Annotated in this window: 15 protein-coding genes and 1 pseudogene; 9 read left to right on the top strand and 7 right to left on the bottom strand. The window is 62.6% G+C overall.

Annotated elements, in window-relative coordinates:
- Positions 1 to 20: 20 nt before the first annotated feature.
- The 3 genes from BLV45_RS20445 to BLV45_RS20435 all read left to right on the top strand — a co-directional run bounded on the left by BLV45_RS20445 (position 21) and on the right by BLV45_RS20435 (position 3,538).
- The gene (locus tag BLV45_RS20445; protein ID WP_176954218.1) at positions 21 to 974 is read left to right on the top strand and encodes a choline ABC transporter substrate-binding protein; all 954 of its coding nucleotides are present in this window, start codon (positions 21 to 23) and stop codon (positions 972 to 974) included.
- A gap of 299 nt (positions 975 to 1,273) precedes the next feature.
- Entirely contained in the window at positions 1,274 to 2,422 is a 1,149-nt protein-coding gene (locus tag BLV45_RS20440) for a porin (RefSeq protein ID WP_090535839.1), read from the top strand.
- A gap of 180 nt (positions 2,423 to 2,602) precedes the next feature.
- Positions 2,603 to 3,538 (top strand): choline ABC transporter substrate-binding protein, encoded by a 936-nt coding sequence (locus BLV45_RS20435; protein WP_090535837.1) that lies wholly within the window; start codon positions 2,603 to 2,605, stop codon positions 3,536 to 3,538.
- Between the two features lie 86 nt (positions 3,539 to 3,624).
- Here BLV45_RS20435 and betA read toward each other — a convergent pair whose 3' ends face one another.
- Genes betA through betI form a run of 3 tightly spaced genes read right to left on the bottom strand, consistent with a single transcriptional unit; the run spans position 3,625 to position 7,422 of the window.
- A complete protein-coding gene (gene betA / locus BLV45_RS20430; protein ID WP_090535835.1) occupies positions 3,625 to 5,310 on the bottom strand; it encodes a choline dehydrogenase in 1,686 nt (561 codons plus the stop codon).
- A gap of 12 nt (positions 5,311 to 5,322) precedes the next feature.
- Positions 5,323 to 6,792: a betaine-aldehyde dehydrogenase gene (betB, locus tag BLV45_RS20425; protein ID WP_090535833.1), complete on the bottom strand. Its 1,470-nt coding sequence runs from the start codon at positions 6,790 to 6,792 to the stop codon at positions 5,323 to 5,325.
- Positions 6,793 to 6,834: 42 nt separating this feature from the next.
- Entirely contained in the window at positions 6,835 to 7,422 is a 588-nt protein-coding gene (betI, locus tag BLV45_RS20420) for a transcriptional regulator BetI (RefSeq protein WP_090535831.1), read from the bottom strand.
- A gap of 629 nt (positions 7,423 to 8,051) precedes the next feature.
- Here betI and BLV45_RS20410 point away from each other — a divergent pair.
- Complete coding sequence (locus BLV45_RS20410) at positions 8,052 to 8,798, top strand: NAD-dependent epimerase/dehydratase family protein (protein ID WP_090535827.1); 747 nt, start codon at positions 8,052 to 8,054, stop codon at positions 8,796 to 8,798.
- A 73-nt stretch (positions 8,799 to 8,871) separates the two neighbouring features.
- Here the strand turns inward: BLV45_RS20410 and BLV45_RS20405 are convergent, their stop codons facing one another.
- Positions 8,872 to 9,315, bottom strand: coding sequence for a MarR family winged helix-turn-helix transcriptional regulator (locus BLV45_RS20405; RefSeq protein ID WP_090535825.1), 444 nt, complete (start codon positions 9,313 to 9,315; stop codon positions 8,872 to 8,874).
- A 132-nt stretch (positions 9,316 to 9,447) separates the two neighbouring features.
- Between BLV45_RS20405 and BLV45_RS20400 the strand changes: the two genes are divergently transcribed.
- Together BLV45_RS20400 and BLV45_RS20395 are read left to right on the top strand one after the other, a co-directional pair.
- Positions 9,448 to 10,983, top strand: coding sequence for a DHA2 family efflux MFS transporter permease subunit (locus tag BLV45_RS20400; protein WP_090535823.1), 1,536 nt, complete (start codon positions 9,448 to 9,450; stop codon positions 10,981 to 10,983).
- Positions 10,984 to 11,167: 184 nt separating this feature from the next.
- Entirely contained in the window at positions 11,168 to 11,794 is a 627-nt protein-coding gene (locus tag BLV45_RS20395) for a LysE family translocator (RefSeq protein ID WP_090535821.1), read from the top strand.
- A 51-nt stretch (positions 11,795 to 11,845) separates the two neighbouring features.
- Here BLV45_RS20395 and BLV45_RS20390 read toward each other — a convergent pair whose 3' ends face one another.
- Positions 11,846 to 12,259: a VOC family protein gene (locus BLV45_RS20390; RefSeq protein WP_407671044.1), complete on the bottom strand. Its 414-nt coding sequence runs from the start codon at positions 12,257 to 12,259 to the stop codon at positions 11,846 to 11,848.
- 156 nt (positions 12,260 to 12,415) lie between these two features.
- On the opposite strand from BLV45_RS20390, the gene BLV45_RS20385 reads away from it, so the two are divergent.
- The gene (locus tag BLV45_RS20385; RefSeq protein ID WP_090535817.1) at positions 12,416 to 13,309 is read left to right on the top strand and encodes a LysR family transcriptional regulator; all 894 of its coding nucleotides are present in this window, start codon (positions 12,416 to 12,418) and stop codon (positions 13,307 to 13,309) included.
- 9 nt (positions 13,310 to 13,318) lie between these two features.
- On the opposite strand, the gene BLV45_RS20380 is transcribed toward BLV45_RS20385, so the two are convergent.
- Both BLV45_RS20380 and BLV45_RS20375 read right to left on the bottom strand, forming a co-directional pair.
- Positions 13,319 to 14,398, bottom strand: coding sequence for an aldose epimerase family protein (locus BLV45_RS20380; protein ID WP_090535815.1), 1,080 nt, complete (start codon positions 14,396 to 14,398; stop codon positions 13,319 to 13,321).
- Between the two features lie 27 nt (positions 14,399 to 14,425).
- On the bottom strand, positions 14,426 to 15,628 hold the full coding sequence (locus BLV45_RS20375; protein ID WP_090535813.1) for a XylR family transcriptional regulator: 1,203 nt from the start codon (positions 15,626 to 15,628) through the stop codon (positions 14,426 to 14,428).
- Between the two features lie 292 nt (positions 15,629 to 15,920).
- On the opposite strand from BLV45_RS20375, the pseudogene xylA reads away from it, so the two are divergent.
- Positions 15,921 to 17,242 (top strand): annotated as a pseudogene (gene xylA, locus BLV45_RS20370) (xylose isomerase).
- Between the two features lie 114 nt (positions 17,243 to 17,356).
- Positions 17,357 to 18,835, top strand: a complete 1,479-nt coding sequence (gene xylB / locus BLV45_RS20365) for a xylulokinase (RefSeq protein WP_090535811.1) — start codon at positions 17,357 to 17,359, stop codon at positions 18,833 to 18,835.
- Positions 18,836 to 18,929: the final 94 nt, after the last annotated feature.

Raw genomic sequence — 18,929 nt, 5'->3', positions numbered from 1 at the left:
CCCACTTACAGGAAGCCGACATGATGAAAAAGCTCTTCAAACAGGTTGTATCCGGCGTGGCGCTGCTATGCGCGGCGACCACCTTTGCCGCGGCCGCCGAGCCGCGATCCTGCACGCAGGTCAACATGGCGGGGCCGGGCTGGAGCGACATCGACGCGACCAATGCGATGACCGGTATTCTGTTGAAGGCGCTCGGCTACCGGCAGAATGTGGCGAACCTGTCGGTGCCGATCACTTACCAGGGCTTGAAGAAAGGGCAGATCGACGTTTTTCTCGGCAACTGGATGCCGGCGCAAGCGCCGCTCGTCAAGCCGTTCGAAGACGAAAAATCGATCGAGGTCGTGCATCCGAATCTGAGCAATGCGAAGTTCACACTCGCGGTTCCCGATTACGTGGCGGCGGCTGGCGTGCATTCGTTCGCGGACCTCGCGAAAAACGCCGACAAGTTCGACAGCAAGATCTATGGCATCGAACCTGGGGCACCGGCCAATCAGAACATCAAGAAGATGGTCGATGACAAGGCGTTCGGCCTCGGCAGCTGGAAGCTGGTCGAATCGAGTGAGACCGGCATGCTGACGCAGGTCGAGCGAGCGGTCCGTGAAAAAAAATGGATTGTGTTCCTTGCGTGGGAACCGCATGTGATGAACACGAAATTCAAACTGACCTACCTGGACGGCGGCGACAAGTACTTCGGCCCGAACTACGGCGGCGCCACGGTCAATACAGTCGCGCGCAGCGGCTACACCGGGCAGTGCCAGAATATTGGCCGCCTGTTCAGGCAGCTCACGTTCAATGTCGATCTGGAAAACGGCGTGATCAGCGAGGTGCTGGAGAAGAAAACCGCCGTTGATGTGGCCGCCACCGACGCGCTCAAGCGACACCCCGAATTGCTGAAATCATGGCTCGACGGTGTGAATACCGCGAGCGGTGCCAACGGCTTGCAAGCGGTGCAAACAGCGCTTGGCATGAAATGACACCGGCACTCCTGACGATGAGGTCGCTAATCGACAGATTCACGTCGCATCCGGTTTAATCCTTATAAATCTGGACCCTTATTCTTGATGCGTCGATGCAGGCATGACAGATGATCGTATGCATTGCGAACAGCTTCAATCAGCATTGATCGAATTTAGTCAGCTTGAATTCGCTTCAATCAGTCTCAACCGGTTTCGAAATGCCCGTCATGCGAGAAGCGCCGCGCGTTGGAAGACAGCGCGCGGCAGGGATCGCTTTATCCAACGAAATACGCAGGCAAAGAGCAGGGGAGAATTAGATGAAGAAGAGAAATGCCGTCAGTCTTTCGGGACTCGCCCTCGCGGCAAGCGCAGCATGCGCGCCAACGGTGGCCCATGCTCAAGGCAGCGTCACCCTGTATGGGATTCTGGACGCGGGCATCACCTACGTGAACAATGCCGGCGGCGCACATCAATTCAAATTCGACGACGGCATTTCGTACGGCAACCGGATCGGCTTCAAAGGTGTGGAAGATCTCGGTGGTGGCATGCAGGCCGTCTTTGCACTCGAATCGGGCTTTCGGCTGGGCAACGGCCAATTGGGATTCGGCGGTGCTGAATTCGGGCGGCAGGCTTATGTCGGCATCAAGAGCACGTGGGGGACTGTCTCGCTCGGCGACCAGCTCGACATGACCGAGGAGTTCGTCTATCTGTACAACATCTCCGCATGGGCGAGCGGCTACGCGATTCACCAGGGCGATTTCGACCGGATGAACGGCGACCGTCTGCCGAACTCCGTGAAGTTCCTGTCGAGCGATTTTGCAGGCTTCACCTTCGGCGGCATGTACTCGTTCGGCAACACCGCCGGCGACTTCCATCAGAAGAGCGCGTGGAGCGTGGGCGCGCATTACGACCACGGTCCGTTCAACATGGGCGCGGCGTATACGCAGTTGAACAATCCTTATGGCATTTATGCCTTCGATCCGTACGCGATGATCGGCACGCGCACCTTCCTCGGCCAACCGACCGTTTCCGTCGATCCGGCCACCGGCGCGGTGACCGATCTGTATAGCGCGTCGTCGTTCCCGGTGGACAGGCAAGGCGCGTTCGCGGTCGGTGCGGCCTATACGATCGGCAACTTGATGCTCACCGGCGATTTCACCTACACCACGATCAAGGGCCTCGGGCTGACCTCGCGCATGCAGGTTTATGAAGCGGGGGCGTCGTACAACTTCACGCCTGCGCTGGCGCTTTATGGGGGCTATCAGCACACGAACTTCGAAGGCAACCACTGGAACCAGGGTTCGCTCGGATTGCACTACCTGCTGTCCAAACGCACCGATGTGTACATTTCTGGCGATTATCTGCGCGCTTCGGATGGCGTGAACGCGGTGATCGGCTACAGCTTCACGCCGTCGACTTCAAATACGCAGTCGGATGTACGGATCGGGATGCGGCATTCGTTCTGAGGCATTTCGAACGCGGCGACGCGGGCGGTTTCCCGGGCGCGCAGTTTGGCCACGCGCCGGGCGTCGAGCGGCGGCTGTCAGCGTGAACGAGTCCGCGTGAATGAGTTGGCATAAAAGGATCCGCGTCGGAAAATCCGCCTGACAAAACCAGTGAAACATCAATCACCCTGAGGGAACGCCATGAAACGTTTGCTGGCTGTATCGTTGTGCGCGCTGTCGGTGTCGTCTGTCCTTGCCGCGGAACCCGCTACTTGCCGGAACGTCCGGTTTGCCGATGTCGGCTGGACGGATATCGCGGCGACTACCGGTCTCGCTTCGACAGTGCTCGAAGGGCTCGGCTACAAGCCGACCAAGACCATCGCCTCGGTGCCGATCACGTTTGCTGGCGTGAAGAGCAAGCAGATCGACGTGTTCCTCGGCTACTGGTCGCCGACCATGGACCCGATGATCGAACCATTCAGGAAGGCCGGCCAGCTCACCGTGCTACCGACGCCGAACCTGACCGGCGCGAAATACACGCTTGCCGTGCCAGACTATGCGTATCAGGCGGGCATTAAAACCTTCACCGACATCGCGAAGAACTACGACAAGCTCGACGGCAAGATCTATGGCATCGAACCGGGTAACGACGGCAACGCGCTGATCAAGAAGATGATCGACAGCAACCAGTACGGCCTTGGCAAGTTCAAGCTGGTGGAGTCGAGCGAGGCAGGCATGCTGGTCGAAGTGAATCGTGCGATTCGCGAGAAGAAGCCGATCGTGTTTCTCGGCTGGGAACCGCACCCGATGAACGTGCAGATGAAGATCGATTATCTGTCCGGTGGCGACGACGTGTTCGGCCCGAACTACGGCGAAGCCAAAGTGCTGACGATCGTCGCGAACGATTACTCGACGCGTTGCCCGAACGTGGCGAAGCTGGTGTCGAATCTGCACTTCACGACCGATATCGAGAACCACGTGATGCTGCCGATCATGAACAAGACGGATCCGGACAAGGCGGCGAAGGATTGGCTGAAGGCGAATCCGGGTGTGCTCGACAAGTGGCTCGCCGGCGTGAAGACGTTTGATGGCAAGGATGGGTTACCGGCGGTGAAGGCTTATGTAGCCGGGAAGTGAGGCTTGAGACTCAGGGCTTGAGGGTTTGGGTTTAGCTTTCGTGCCGTTCCCTCCGTCGTTATCACAGCTGCCCGGCGGAGCGCGGATTAACCCGCCGTCGCTTCGCGTTTCCTGGACGCCACGCCATTCGCAACGAAGTAAGGCGTCTCCACCCGCGCCAGCGCATCCCGTCCACGAATCCGGTCCGCGATCTTCTCCGCGAGCATGATCGTCGGCGCGTTCAGATTGCCGGTCGTGATCTGCGGCATGATCGACGCGTCGACCACGCGCAATGCTTCCATGCCATGCACGCGTCCTTCGTTGTCGACGACAGCCATATCGTCATAACCCATCTTGCACGAGCACGACGGATGAAAGGCGGTCTCCGCGCGCATGCGCACGAACGCATCGAGCTGTTCATCCGTCGTCAACTCCGCGCCCGGATTCAGCTCGCGGCCTCGATAACGATCGAGGGCCGGCTGACGCATGATCTCGCGAGTAATGCGAATGCCGTCACGGAATTCCCGCCAGTCGAGTGGATCGGCCATGTAGTTGAACAGGATGCCCGGGTGAGCGCCAGGATCGCGTGACGTGAGCTTCACACGGCCGCGGCTGGGTGAACGCATCGATCCGACGTGCGCCTGGAAGCCGTGCAGCTTGATCGCATTCGAGCCGTTATAGTTAATCGCGACGGGCAAGAAGTGATACTGAATGTTTGGCCACAAGTCCTCATCGCGGGTACGGATGAAGCCGCCTGCTTCGAACTGATTGCTCGCGCCAATACCCGTGCCGCGCAGCATCCATTCAAGTCCGATCGCAGGCTGATTCCACCATTGCAACGCGGGATACAGCGAGACCGGCTCCTTGCATTCGTACTGGATATACATCTCCAGATGGTCCTGCAGATTTTCGCCGACGCCCGGCAGATCGTGGATGAGCGGCACGTCGAGTTCGCGCAGCCACGTCGAGCGGCCGACGCCCGAGCGTTGCAGCAATTGCGGCGAGGCAATCGCGCCGCTGCACACCAGCACTTCGCGGCGTGCATGCGCAGTCACAGCATTGCCATGGTGCAGATACGCGACGCCAATCGCACGCTTGCCCGAAAACAGCACGCGATCGGTCACGGCATGCGTGACGATGGTCAGATTCGGCCGCGCCTTCGCACGATCCAGATAGCCGCGCGCGGTGCTGGCGCGTCTGCCGCTCGCCGTGACCGTGCGGTCCATCGGACCGAAGCCTTCCTGCTGATAGCCGTTCAGATCGTCGGTGCGTGCAAAGCCCGCCTGCACGCCGGCCTCGACCATCGCGGCGAACAAAGGATTGTTGCCGGGTTTGCTGGTCGTCACATGCACCGGACCGTCGCCACCGTGGTACGCGTTCGCGCCCGCATCGCGTGTTTCGGCTTTGCGGAAGTACGGCAGGCAATCCAGATAGGTCCAGTTCGCAAGCCCAGGGCGCCCGGCCCAACCGTCGTAATCGAGCGCATTGCCGCGGATGTAGCACATGCCGTTGATCAGCGACGAACCACCAAGCCCCTTGCCACGGCCGCATTCCATGCGCCGGTTGTTCATATGCGGCTCAGGGTCCGTTTCGTACGCCCAGTTATAGCGGCGTCCTTGCAACGGATAGGCGAGTGCCGCCGGCATCTGCGTGCGGAAGTCGAAACGGTAGTCGGGGCCGCCTGCTTCGAGAAGCAGTACGGTCACGTCCGTGTCTTCGGTAAGGCGCGAGGCGAGCACGTTGCCCGCCGAGCCGGCACCCACGATGATGTAGTCGTATTCGTTCGAAGCCATCGCCACCACTCCTCAGAACACCGGTTGATACGGGCCGAGCTCGACCTGTACGGACTTGATGCGCGTGTAATGTTCGAGCGTCGTGATGCCGTTCTCACGGCCGACGCCCGATTGCTTATAACCGCCCACCGGCATTTCCGCTGGCGACTCGCCCCAGGTGTTGATCCAGCAGATACCCGCTTCGAGCCGATGAATCACACGATGCGCGCGCGAGAGATTCTCGGTCACGACGCCCGCGGCAAGACCATAGGCGGTGTGATTGGCACGCGAGATCGCTTCGTCTTCGTCGTCGAACACGAGAATGCTCATCACCGGGCCGAAGATTTCTTCGCGCACGATACGCATGTCGTCATGGCAGCCGGTGAAAACCGTCGGCTCGACGTACTGGCCGTTGCCGAAGTGCCCTTCACTCATCCGCTTGCCGCCTGCAATGAGCCGCGCACCTTCCTGCACGCCGTTTTCGATGTAGCCGAGCACTTTCTGCAATTGCGCGGCGCTGATCAGCGGGCCGAAGTTGGTGTTCGAGTCAGTTGGCGCGCCCACGCGAATCCGCTTTACACGTTCCAGCACCAGCGCTTCGAACCGTTCCAGCACGCCACGCTGCACGAATACACGTGTGCCGTTCGTGCAGACCTGGCCGGAGCTGAAGAAGTTGGCGCTCATCGCGATGTCGGCGGCGCGCTCGAGGCTGGCATCGTCGAAGACGAGCAGAGGCGACTTGCCGCCGAGTTCCATTGTTACTTCTTTCAGCGACGATGCTCCGGCAAGCGACATCACCTTCTTGCCCGTTTCCACGCCGCCCGTGAAGGAAATCTTCGTGATGTCCGGATGGACGGCGAGCATTGCGCCGACGCGCCCGTCGCCTTGTACTACGTTGAATACGCCAGCAGGCACGCCGGCCTCGGTATAAATCTCGGCGAGTTTCAACGCCGACAACGGCGTGATTTCACTCGGCTTGAAGATCATCGCGTTGCCGGCCGCCAGCGCCGGCGCAGACTTCCAGCACGCAATCTGGATCGGGTAGTTCCACGCGCCAATGCCCGCGCAAACGCCGAGCGGTTCGCGCCGCGTGTACGCGAACGACGTGGGCCGCAACGGGATCTGTTGCCCTTCAATCGCAGTGGCGAGCCCCGCGTAGTACTCGATCACGTCCGCGCCGGTGACGATATCCACCGCGAGGGTTTCCGCAATCGGCTTGCCCGTGTCGCGCGTTTCGAGCGCGGCGAGTTCGTCGTTGCGCTCGCGCAGAAGCTCCACCGCGCGGCGCAGAATGCGCGAACGCTGCATGGCCGTGAGCGCGGCCCATTCGCGCTGGCCTTCTTGCGCGGACCGTACCGCGCGATCGACGTCGGCCTCCGAGGCCTGCTGCACCGTCGCGAGCGTTTCGCCGGTGGCGGGGTCGAGCGTATCGAAGGTCTCGCCGCCGGTTGCGGCGACATAGGCACCGCCGATATAGAGACGTTGCGTTGCGAATACCGCCATGACCTGCTCCTTTCTGAAGGTGTCGCCGGTCTGTTCATGTCCTTACTCGCGCGAGGCGAGGACCAGATCGATATAGTCGTTTGCCACGCGCAGCGCGGCTTTGGTGTCGAGTGGCTCGCCCGACAGCGCGCCGCGCAGCCACAGGCCGTCGATCAACGCCGCGAGGCCGCTCGCCGCGCGACGTGCCGCCGGACGCGGCATGGTCCTGGAAAAGTCCGCGCACAGGTTGGAGTTCAACCGGCGCGTGTTCACCTGCTGAAGCCGCCGCAATCGCGGCTTGTGCATGCTCTCGGACCAGAACGCGAGCCACGTTTTCATGACAGGCCCACTGGTCTGCCCGGCATCGAAATTCGCTGCGACCACCGCGCGCAATTTCGAGCGCGGATCGGATTTCGCCGCCCGGCGCCGGCGCGACGTGGCCTGCCACAGATCGCGCAGCACGTGGCGCATGGTGGCTTCGAGCAAACCGTCCTTGTCGCCGAAATAGTGGCTGACGATGCCGGTGGAAATGCACGCGCGCTGCGCGACCGAAGCCAGTGTCGTCCCCCCGAGACCGGTCTGGTCGATCGTGAGGAGCGTGGCGTCGATCAGCTGTGCGCGACGGATTTCACGCATTCCGAGTTTGGGCATGGTGCAAGCGCTGTTGTGGGCATTCGCTTCGGGTGGACCGCGTATGACGAAAACGATCCGTCCAGATGGATTTGAGTGGCCATGGTAGTTTTTTTATATTGAACGGTCAATCAATAAAAACCGGGTGGTATCAGCATGAACAAAGGTTGCGCCTCGCGTGTCGGTTCGAGCCAAACCCATGTCGCGTTCGGGCCATGCACTTTGTTAATTTGTTCATTTGTTCAGCCGGCGCTACGCTCGTTGAACGGCGTGTCTTGCCGAACTGGGCGCGCCGCTCGCAAGACACGGAGACAGACTCCAGGGCAGGGCGAGGTGGAGGTGCAGTCGATCGACTATCCGAAGAAGGTCGATTAGCGTGGCCGGTCAACCGGCCACGGTGTGATCCTGAAGGATCGCAACGAAGCGCTTCCGGTCGTTGTCGAAGCAGGCCAGATCAACCGTGCATGCGGATAGAAGCGAACCGCTGTCGCACTGGAACGGGAGCGTCAGTGCATGCATCGTCGCCAAAACGTTAGAATTTCCGTTGCCCGTCGATGGCGGGTTCGCATTGCCTGCATGCGTCGCGTTCGATATGTGACGTGAGCGCATCTGGCCGGGCGGGATGATGATCACTTCAGGAGGATCGGGACGTGGCACAGGAAAGGATATTTCTCGCGGGAGCGGCGGGTGCTATCGGCGCGCGGTTGACGCCGTTGCTCGTGAAAGCGGGTTACGCGGTATTCGGCACGACGCGTGACGCGCGAAAAGCCGCGTCGATCGAAGCGAATGGGGCGATGCCCGTGATCGTCGATGTGTTCGACGCCGATGCGTTGCGCGCCGAAGTGGCGAAAGTGCAGCCGGACGCCGTCGTGCATCAGCTGACAGACCTGCCGCCGGGGCTCGACAAGGCGCGTATGGCCGAAGCCGTGGTGCGTAACGCGGCGATCCGCGTGAAAGGCACGCGCAACCTCGTGAATGCCGCGCTGGAAGCCGGGTGCCACCGGATGATTTCGCAAAGCATCGCGTGGTTTTACGCCCAGGGTGCTGTGCCGTTTGCCGAAACCGCGCCGCTCGATCTCGATCCGCAGGCGCCCTCGGCGATGAGCGTCGGTGGCGTCGTCGCGCTTGAAGAATTCACGCTGCAAACACCAGACCTGCGGGGAACCGTGCTGCGCTATGGGCACTTCTATGGTCCCGGCACCGGTTTCGATGCGCCGCCTGCCACGCCCCGCGTGCATGTGGATGCCGCCGCGCACGCCGTGCTGCTTGCCCTTCAGTTCGACAGCGAAGGTGTGTTCAATATCGCCGAACCCGAAGGCGACGTCGATACCACGAAGGCACGCGAGCAACTGGGCTGGCGCGCGTCGTTCCGTTTAGCGGACGCCTCGCTCGCATAAGTCGCTGGCTGGAGGCACGATCGCAGCGTGGCCACTATCTGGTGCTCTGGCATCGTCATCTGTAAGCCCTCACTCAACTCTCGACGATCGTACTCAGGTTGTTGCGCACCCTCTGCAGCAGCGAAATCAGCTGCTGCGTTTCTTCCTCGCTCAAACCGTTGAGCGCCTCGGCCGCGACTTCGTCGCCCACGACACGGGCCCGGCCGAGCGTCTGCTCCGCTTTTTCCGTCATGCGGATCTGCCGTTCGCGGCGATCCCGCGGGTTCGTCGAGCGCTCGATCCAGCCGCCTTCCGCCATGCGGTCGAGCAGCCGGCCGGCGGAAATCGGCGCCACTTCGAGCAGATCGGCAAGGCGCGCCTGGTTGACGTCGCCGTAGTGCGACAGGTAGGCGAGCGCGCGGCACTGCGCGCGCGTGAGATCGAGCGACGACTTCGCGAGATCGTCGAAACGCTTGCCGCACAGGCGTCCCACGTCCGACACCAGAAAGCCGAAGCGCTGTTCAAATGGGGTTTTCATCGGCCAATTATACGAAGCCTTGCGGGATGAAAGCAGCGCGCGCGGCTTTTCGTCTGTACTGATTGCGCAACGGGAGGCGATCTATATAATAAGCATGCTTATTATATAAGACACTCCTTGTGATCTCCCCTCATGTCATCTGAAACACAGCCGGACGGTGGCGCCGTGCCGCTCAACCGGCCCATGATCACCGTCTCGATCATGCTCGCGACGCTCATCCAGACGCTCGACAGCACGATCGCGAACGTCGCGCTGCCGCACATGCAGGGCACGCTGTCCGCGTCGCAGGATGAAATCACGTGGGTGCTCACGTCGTATATCGTCGCGGCGGCCATCGCCACGCCGCTGACCGGCTGGCTGTCGGATCGCCTGAGCGTGAAGCGGCTGCTCGCGTTTGCCATTGGGGGCTTCACGATCGCCTCGGCGCTGTGCGGGCTTTCGGAAACGCTGACGCAGATCGTTGCGTCGCGTCTGCTGCAAGGTATTTTTGGCGCCTCGCTGGTGCCGCTGTCGCAGTCGATCCTGCTCGACATCAATCCGCGCGAAAAGCAGGGCCAGGCGATGGCGGTGTGGGGCATGGGCGTGATGGTGGGCCCGATTCTCGGCCCGACGCTCGGCGGCTGGCTCACCGACAGCTACAACTGGCGCTGGGTGTTCTTCATCAACGTGCCGATCGGCGCGTTCGCGCTCTTCGGCGTTCTGACGTTCCTGCCTTCGCGCCCCGCAAAACACGACGCGAAATTCGACGCGTTCGGCTTCGCCACCTTGAGCCTCGCCATCGGCGCGTTGCAGGCGATGCTCGATCGCGGCGAGCAGCTCGACTGGTTCGGCTCGCTGGAAATCCGTATCGAGGCGCTGCTGGCCGTGCTCGCGTTCGCGTTCTTTCTCGTCCACACCGCAACCGCGGGCGCGAAGTCGTTCTTCCGCTATGAACTGCTGAAGGATCGCAATTTCGCCACGGGTACGTGCTTCATCTTCGTGATCGGCGCGGTGATGTACGCGACGCGCGCGTTGCTGCCGCCGATGTTGCAGAACCTGATGAACTATCCCGTCGCGACGACGGGCCTCGTCACCGCGCCGAGCGGCGCCGGCACGATGGTCGCGATGCTGATCGCGGGGCAGTTGCTCAAACGCGTGGACGCGCGGGTGCTCCTGCTTGCCGGCTTCCTGATCTCGGCGTTCGCGTTGTGGCAGATGATGCAATACACGATCGTGCTGTCGGCGTCCGACATCGTCTGGCCGGGCGTGATTCAGGGCTTTGGTCTCGGCCTCGTGTTCGTGCCGCTAAGCGCATTGACGTTTACGACGCTCATGCCCGAGCTGCGCGCGGACGGCACCGCCACCTACAGCCTCGCGCGCAATATCGGCAGCAGCATCGGCATTTCGATCGTGCAGACGCTCGTGACGCGCAACACACAGGTCGCGCATGCGGGCCTCGCGGCCAACGTGACGGTGTTCAACCCCGCGATCCAGCCGATGCTCGGGAATGGCGCGAATCTCAACATGGCGGTGCTCGACCAGGCGATCAACCAGCAGGCTTCGATGATCGCGTATCTGAACGACTTCAAGCTGATGTTCGTCGCGACATTGCTTGTCGTGCCGCTGATCCTGCTGATCCGTCCGGCGACAGCGCCAACCGGCTCGATCGCGCACGCGGCGATGGATTGAGCGCGGACGCTTCGCAATGACGTTCTGCGCGCGTTACGCAGTCCGGGTATATTGAGCGCGTTGTGCGTGGCGTTGAATCCGCCGCCGCGTACGAAAACCGGCTCATGCCACGTGAAAACGCGCGTAAAGCACACGTAAGGCGCGCATAAAGCCCGCATAAGGCGCCACTCAGAAAGGAGACAACATGTTCGATCCGACGACCCTCAGCACGTTCGTAGCTGTCGTGCTTGGCCTGTTCCTGATTCCGGGGCCGGCCGTGCTGCTGGTGTTGACGCGCACCGTGCAGGGCGGCCGCAAGACAGGCATTCTCACCGGGCTCGGCATCGCAAGCGGCGACTTCATCCATACGCTGTGTGCTTCGGTTGGACTGTCCGCGCTGCTGATGACGTCGGCGCTGGCGTTCAACGTCGTCAAGCTCGTGGGCGCCGCGTACCTCGTGTATCTCGGCGTGCGCGCGCTGATGGACAAGCCCTCGGACCCGACGCTGCCGAAAGTGGCCGCCGTCACGCCGTCGCGCGCTTTCTTCCAGGCGATTCCCGCCGAAGTGCTGAACCCGAAGACCGCGCTTTTCTTCCTCGCGTTTTTGCCGCAGTTCGTGCATCCGGAACACGGTTCGACGCTCGTGCAGTTCAGCGTGCTCGGGCTGATTTTCGTCGGCCTGAGCGCGGCCTATACGACGGCGATCGTGCTCACCATCCGCCCGCTCGGCCGGCTGGTAAAGCGCCTGTCGTGGCTCAGCCGCTGGCAGGGCAAGATCATCGGCACGATCTTCATTTCGCTCGGGCTGCGGGTCGCGACGCAACATCGCTGAACGCGGGTGCGCCGGCCGGCCTCAACACGCGTGCCGGCGCGCGCAGCCTGATTACTTCGCGAACAGCGACGCCATATCGGCAAACGCCTTGATCTCGACCGCGTTGCCCGACGGATCGAGGAAAAACATCGTCGCCTGCTCGCCGGCTTCACCCTTGAAGCGGATGTGCGGCTCGATGATGAACTGCGTCCCCGCGCGCGTCAGCTTCCCGGCGAGCGTTTCCCACTGCGGCATCGACAGCACCACGCCGAAGTGACGTACCGGCACGGCGTCGCCGTCCACGGCGTTCGTCGAACGATGGCCGGCTTCCTGCGGCGCCAGATGCGCTACGATCTGATGGCCGTAGAAATTGAAGTCGACCCATTCAGCGGACGCGCGGCCTTCCGGGCACCCGAGCAGCTCGCCGTAAAACGCGCGGGCGGCCGCAAGACAATGCACGGGAAAGGCGAGATGAAACGGGGGCATGACAGATTCGGTGATGCTCACGGCGATGGCTCCAGGGTTGGAAAGGACAGTGCGGCGTGTCGCCCGCACATTGGATGGAGCCAGTTTATTCATTAAAATAATCGCTGAAAAACGATATATTCTGGATCTGACATCCACAAAAATTGATGGATTGAGATGATCCGGGAACTCCAGACCCTTATCGCGGTGGCGCAACACGGCACGTTCGCGGGCGCGGGCGAACACATGGGGCTGACGCAATCCGCTGTGAGCGCGCAGATCCAGCGGCTCGAAGAACATCTGGGTTTTGCGCTCTTCGACCGCACCGGCCGCTCGGCCACCTTGAACGCCGCCGGCAAGCGCACACTCGCGCTCGCGCAGGAACTGCTGTCGATGTACGCGCGCCTTGGCGACCAGGCGGACATGGCCGGGCAGGGCGGATTGCTGAATATCGGCGCGATCGCTTCCGCCCAGGTCTCGCTGCTGCCCGATGCACTCGCGTTGTTCCGGCATGACTTCCCCGCCTGGCGAATCCGGATCGTGCCGGGCGTTTCGCTGAACCTGCTTGCGCAGGTCGATTCCGATGAGATCGATATCGCGATGATCATCCGGCCGCCGTTTGCGCTGTCGCCCGAATTGAAGTGGCATCCGCTCGTGACCGAGCCGTTCGTGCTGCTCGTGCCCGAGGCGCAAGCGCGCATGTACTGGCGCGACGTGATCTGCGCCGGGCCGTTTATCCGTTATGACCGCAGGTCGTTTGGCGGGCGGCAGGTCGAGCGCTTTTTGCGGCGCATGCGGCTCGACGTGCGCGATGCAATCGAGTGCGATGAACTGCAGGCGATCGTCGAACTGGTTGCGCGCGGCATGGGCGTCGCGTTGCTGCCCGAAGCCGCCGGGCTCTGCGCGTGGCCCGCCGGCGTGATCGCGCTGCCGTTAGGCGACGATACGTTCTTTCGCGAAGTCGGCCTCGTGCGGCGCTCGCGTCGCGATACGCAACCGGCTGCGGAGCGCCTGGCGGGTTGCGTGATCGAAAGCGCGGCGCTCGTCACGCGACGCACCGGCGGCGTTTGACGGCGCGCGTTACGTGGCCACGCCCACGTTGTAGCGCGTGAGCTGGCGATAGACCTCGCCAGGCCGCAGGATCACCTGTTCGCGCTCGCGTTCTTCCATGTTGATCTGGTTCGGGAATCCGCCCGCTTCGAGACAGAGTCCCGCGTGCTTGCGATACACGGTGCCGTTGCGGCCCACGGTGCCTTCCAGAAAGTTACCCGTGTAGAACTGCAGGCCGCGTTCGTTGGTGGATACCGTGAGCGCGCGGCCGCTCGCCGGTTCGTACGCGCGCGCCACGTGCCGGACCGGCCGCAGGACGGTATCGGGCCCGGGTACGTCGCGCAGCACGTAGCAATGATCGAAGCCGCCGGCGCGCGCCAGTTGCACATGCGGCCAGTCGAGCCGTGCGCCGACCGGTGCGCTCTGCCGGAAATCGAACGCGTTGCCAGCCACTTCCGCGCGGCCGGACGGAATCAGCTCCGCGTCCACTTCGAGGAATTCGTCAGCCTCGATCGTCATCACGTGACCGCGAATGTCCGTGTCGGGCTGGCCCGTCAGGTTGAAATACGGATGGCTCGTGAGGTTGAGCGGAGTGGGTGCATCGGACACGGCTTCGTAATCGATGCCGAGCGTGCCGTCGTCGTCGAGCGTGTAGCGCACCTGGACTGTCACGTTGCCCGGAAAACCCGCGTCGCCTTCCGCGGATTCGAGCCGCATCACGAGCGCGCCGTTATCTTCGCTTGCGTCCCACATCGCGCGGTGAAATCCGGCAGCGCCCCCGTGCAGCAGGTTCGGGCCGTCGTTGCGGTCGAGCGCGTAATCGATGCCGTCGAGCGTGAAGCGCGCATGCGCGATGCGGTTCGCCCAGCGGCCGACGAGCGCGCCCATATACGTCGTGGCCGCGAAGTATTCGGTGGGCGTGTCGTGGCCGAGCAGGATGTCGTCGAGACGTCCGGCGCGATCGGGTGCGTGCCACGAAACGAGCGTCGCGCCGAGATCGCTGACGGCGACCTTCATGCCGTGCGCGTTACGCAGCGTGAAGATCCGCACCGGGTCGCCGCTTGCGAGCGTGCCCCAGGAGGCGGAGGAAAGGCGAGCGTGAGTAATCATGTCGGCGAAAGTGGGGAGGTAGAAGAGTCAACCCGGCGCAGCCGACGACGTCGCGCGTTCCTGATACTCGCGCGGCGTGCAGCCGAGTTCACGACGAAAAACCGCGTACATGTATTGCAGCGACGTGAATCCGCAGCGGATCGCGACTTCCGCACTCGAGGCGTCGCGCTTTGCAAGCATGGTTTTGGCGGCATCCAGTTTATGGCGCAAAATTTCCTGATGCACGGTGCACTGCAGTTCGCGGCGAAAATATTCTTCGAGCGACGAACGCGAGACACCGACGTAATCCGCAACCTGTTCGGTGCGAATGCCCTGACACGCGTATTGCCGGATAAAGTGCCGCGCGCGCATCACATACGGGCTTGAAAGCGGCTGATGCTTTGTCGATTCGAGGACGTTGATGCCGACGGGCGGCACGAGAATGCGCCGCCCAGGAAAACGCGCGCCGTGCAGCATCTGGTGCAAAAGGTGCGCGGCGGTGCGGCCCATTTCCTCGGTGCCCTGAATCACGGAGGAAAGCGGAATACGCGTGAGCGTGCGCGTCAACGGATCGTTGTCGATGCCGATGATCGCGACTTCTTCCGGTACCGAGACGCCCGCCATCAGACACGCCTGCAGAAGATGCCGTGCGCGCGCATCCGTCACGGCGATGATGCCGACGGGCTTCGGCAGATCCTTGAGCCACGCGGCGAGTTGCCCGCTTGCCTTGTTCCAGCCGGGCGCGCTGGTGGGCAGGCCGCGATAGATCTCGACTTCGAGCCCTTCCGCATCGAGCAGGTGCGTGAACGCGAGTTCGCGCTGCTGGGCCCAGCGGTTTTCCGGCGCTTCAGGCAGGCTGTAAAACGCGAAGCGCTGCAACCCGGCGCCGATCAGATGCGTGAACGCGAGCGAGACGAGCTTGGGATTGTCGGTCGCGATGTAGGGGAGACCCGGCGGATACTGCGACGTGTCTTCATACGACGAACCGACCGCGACGACCGGCAGCGCGCAGTCGCCCAGCGCCTCGCACACAGCGGGATCGTCGAAATCCGCGATGATGCCGTCGCCGTCGAACCGCTCGATGCCTTCCAGCCGGCAGCGAAAATCTTCTTCGAGGAACAGGTCCCACGCGACGCGCGTCGACAGCAGGTAATTGCCGATACCCGTGATGATCTCGCGGTCATACACCTTGTTCGCATTGAACAGGAGCGCGATGCGGTGTGTTTTTGGCGGTGTCTGGGTTCGGGTCATCACCTGGATGGCGTGCGGCGTGTGGACACGCGCGAACCATTGTCTCTGTTGGGCGTGGCGACCTCGCCCGCGCTGGTTTTAAGTGTGTGGTTATTTTAGGCCGGGAAACCCGCGCCTGGGCGACCGATTGCGATGGCCCGCGAGAAACATTACACAGGCTGCGCAATTTCGCAATTGCCCGGGCGTCCCACCCACTGGCAGCATGGCGTCAACCTGCATCAACCACCCCGCGCCGGATCACCGATGCCGCGGGAAAACCCGGTTGCAGCGCAACATGACATCAGGAGACGACATGTCCTTTTTCGAACACGTTCCCGCAGTGCAATACGAAGGCCCGCAATCGGACAATCCCCTTGCTTACCGGTTCTACGACCGCAAGAAAGAGGTGCTCGGCAAGACCATGGAAGAGCACCTGCGCATTGCCGTCTGCTACTGGCACACGTTTGTCTGGCCGGGCTCCGACATCTTCGGTCAGGGCGCGTTCAAGCGCCCCTGGCAGCAGCCGGGCGACGCGATGGAGCGGGCGCAGCAAAAAGCGGATGAAGCGTTCGCGTTCTTCACGAAGCTGGGCGTGCCGTACTACACGTTCCACGACACCGACGTTGCCCCTGAAGGCACGAGCCTCAAGCACTACGTCGAAAACTTCTCGCGCATGACCGACTATCTCGCGCGCAAGCAGCAGGATACCGGCATGAAGCTGCTGTGGGGCACGGCGAACCTGTTCTCGCATCCGCGTTATGCGGCGGGCGCCGCGACGAGCCCGAACCCCGAGGTGTTCGCCTATGCCGCGACCCAGGTATGCCACGCGCTCGACGCGACGCTCAAGCTGGAGGCGACAACTACGTGCTATGGGGCGGACGCGAAGGCTACGACACGCTGCTCAACACGGACCTCGTTCGCGAGCGCGACCAGTTCGCGCGCTTCCTGAACATGGTGATCGAGCACAAGCATCGCATCGGCTTCAAGGGCGCGCTGCTGATCGAACCGAAACCGCAGGAACCGACGAAGCACCAGTACGACTACGACGTCGCAACCGTACACGGCTTTTTGCGGCAATACGGTTTGCAGGACGAAATTCGCGTGAACATCGAAGCCAATCACGCGACACTTGCCGGCCACTCGTTCCATCATGAGATCGCGACTGCGTTCGCGCTGGGTGTCTTCGGCAGCCTCGATGCGAATCGCGGCGATCCGCAAAACGGCTGGGACACCGACCAGTTCCCGAACAGCGTCGAGGAAATGACGCTCGCGTTCTACGAAATCCTGCGTCACGGCGGCTTCACGACCGGCGGCATGAATTTCGACGCGAAAGTGCGGCGCCAGAGCGTCGATGCGGAAGACCTGTTCTACGGCCACGTCGGCGCGATCGACGTGCTCGCGGTGGCGCTGGAGCGCGCCGCGGTGCTCGTCGAGAACGACCGTCTGGAGAAATTCCGCCAGCAGCGTTACGCCGGCTGGGATACGGAGTTCGGACGCAAGATCCTGTCGGGTGGCTATTCGCTGTCGACGCTCGCCACCGATGCACTGGCGCGCGGCGTGAATCCGCAACACGTCAGCGGCCAGCAGGAGCAGCTCGAGAACATCGTGAACCGGGCGATCTACGCGCAACGCTAGGCCGTGCTAAAGGCGCTTCTCGCGCCGCTAAAAAAACGTTAGCGCCACCCGTCAATTTCGCAATGGATGACGGGGCGGCAAGGCGCACACTTGCGCGAAAAAAGGATGGAGACAATGTTCATCGGTATTGACCTCGGCACGTCGGGCGTCAAGGCGGTGCTGCTCGATCGCGACTCACGCGTGCGCTGCACGGCCGGACACGCGCTGTCCGTCAGCCGTCCGCATCCGCGCTGGTCGGAGCAGTCACCCGAAGACTGGTGGCATGCGACGACGGCTGCAATCAGCGATCTGCTCGCGCAGGTCCGCGTGGAGGGCATCGACGCGACGCGTATCGAAGCGATCGGTCTCACCGGCCAGATGCACGGCGCGACGTTGCTCGACGCCAAAGGTGAGGTGCTGCGCCCCGCGATCCTGTGGAACGACGGACGCTCGGACGTGGAATGTGTCGAGCTGGAAGCGGCCGTGCCGCAGCTGCATGCCGTCGCGGGCAATCTTGCGATGCCCGGGTTTACCGCGCCCAAACTGTTGTGGGTCCGCAAGCACGAACCGGACGTCTTTGCGCGTATCGCGCAGGTGCTCCTGCCTAAAGACTATCTGCGTTACCGGCTGACCGGCGACTTCGCAACCGATCCGTCCGATGCGGCCGGCACGCTATGGCTCGACGTCGCGAAGCGCGACTATAGCGACGCGTTGCTTGGTGCATGCGGCTTGACGCGCGAACAGATGCCCACGGTGTTCGAAGGCAATCGTGTCACCGGAACGCTTAAGCCCGAACTCGCACGCGAATGGGGATTGAAGGAGATTCCGGTAGTCGCGGGCGGCGGCGACAACGCAGCGGGCGCGGTGGGTGTCGGCATCGTCAAGCCAGGGCAGGCGATGCTTTCGCTCGGCACGTCGGGTGTTTACTTCGCCGTGTCCGATGGTTTTCTCGCGAATCCCGCTTCGGCGGTACACAGCTTCTGCCATGCGTTGCCGCAGACGTGGCACCTGATGTCGGTGATGCTGAACGCGGCAGGCTGTATCGACTTTTGCGCAGGTCTCACCGGATATGCGGACGTACCCGCGCTGCTCGCCGATGCCGAGGCAAACGCGGGCAGCCGCAACGCGTGGTTCCTCCCGTATCTGACGGGCGAGCGCACGCCGCACAACAACGTGAACGCCAGGGGCGTGTTCTATGGCATGACGCCCGGGACGACGCGCGCCGATCTCGCGAATGCGACGCTGGAAGGTGTCGGTTTCGCGCTGCTCGACGGCATGGACGCGCTGCATGCGGCGGGTCTCGTGCCCGAGGAGATCACGGTGATCGGTGGCGGTTCACGCAGCGCTTACTGGACGCAGATGCTGGCCGACATCGCCGACCGTCCGCTGACGTTGCGGTCGGGCGGCGAGGTGGGCCCCGCGCTTGGCGCCGCGCGTCTCGCGCATCTGGCGGTCGAGCCCACGGCGGCGCTCGAAGCGGTGTGTCCGACGCCCGAAGTCGTCGCGGTGCGCGAGCCGGATGCGACACGCCACGCGTGGTATCGCGACGCGCGCCGTCCCACTTTTCACGCGCTGTATCGCGCGCTTGAACCCGTGTTTGCAGCCCATCCCTGACGGATGGGTGAAAGCGGACCGATGGTCGCGGCCAGTGCAGCCGCGACGCGAAAAAGGTAGTGCCTTTGTTGTCATTTGCCCGGCCGCGCAGCGT

The sequence above is a fragment of the Paraburkholderia sartisoli genome, from assembly GCF_900107685.1.
GTDB lineage: Bacteria > Pseudomonadota > Gammaproteobacteria > Burkholderiales > Burkholderiaceae > Paraburkholderia > Paraburkholderia sartisoli.
Note: the sequence above shows the minus strand (reverse complement) of the source record. Positions and strands in the feature narration are given on the sequence as shown.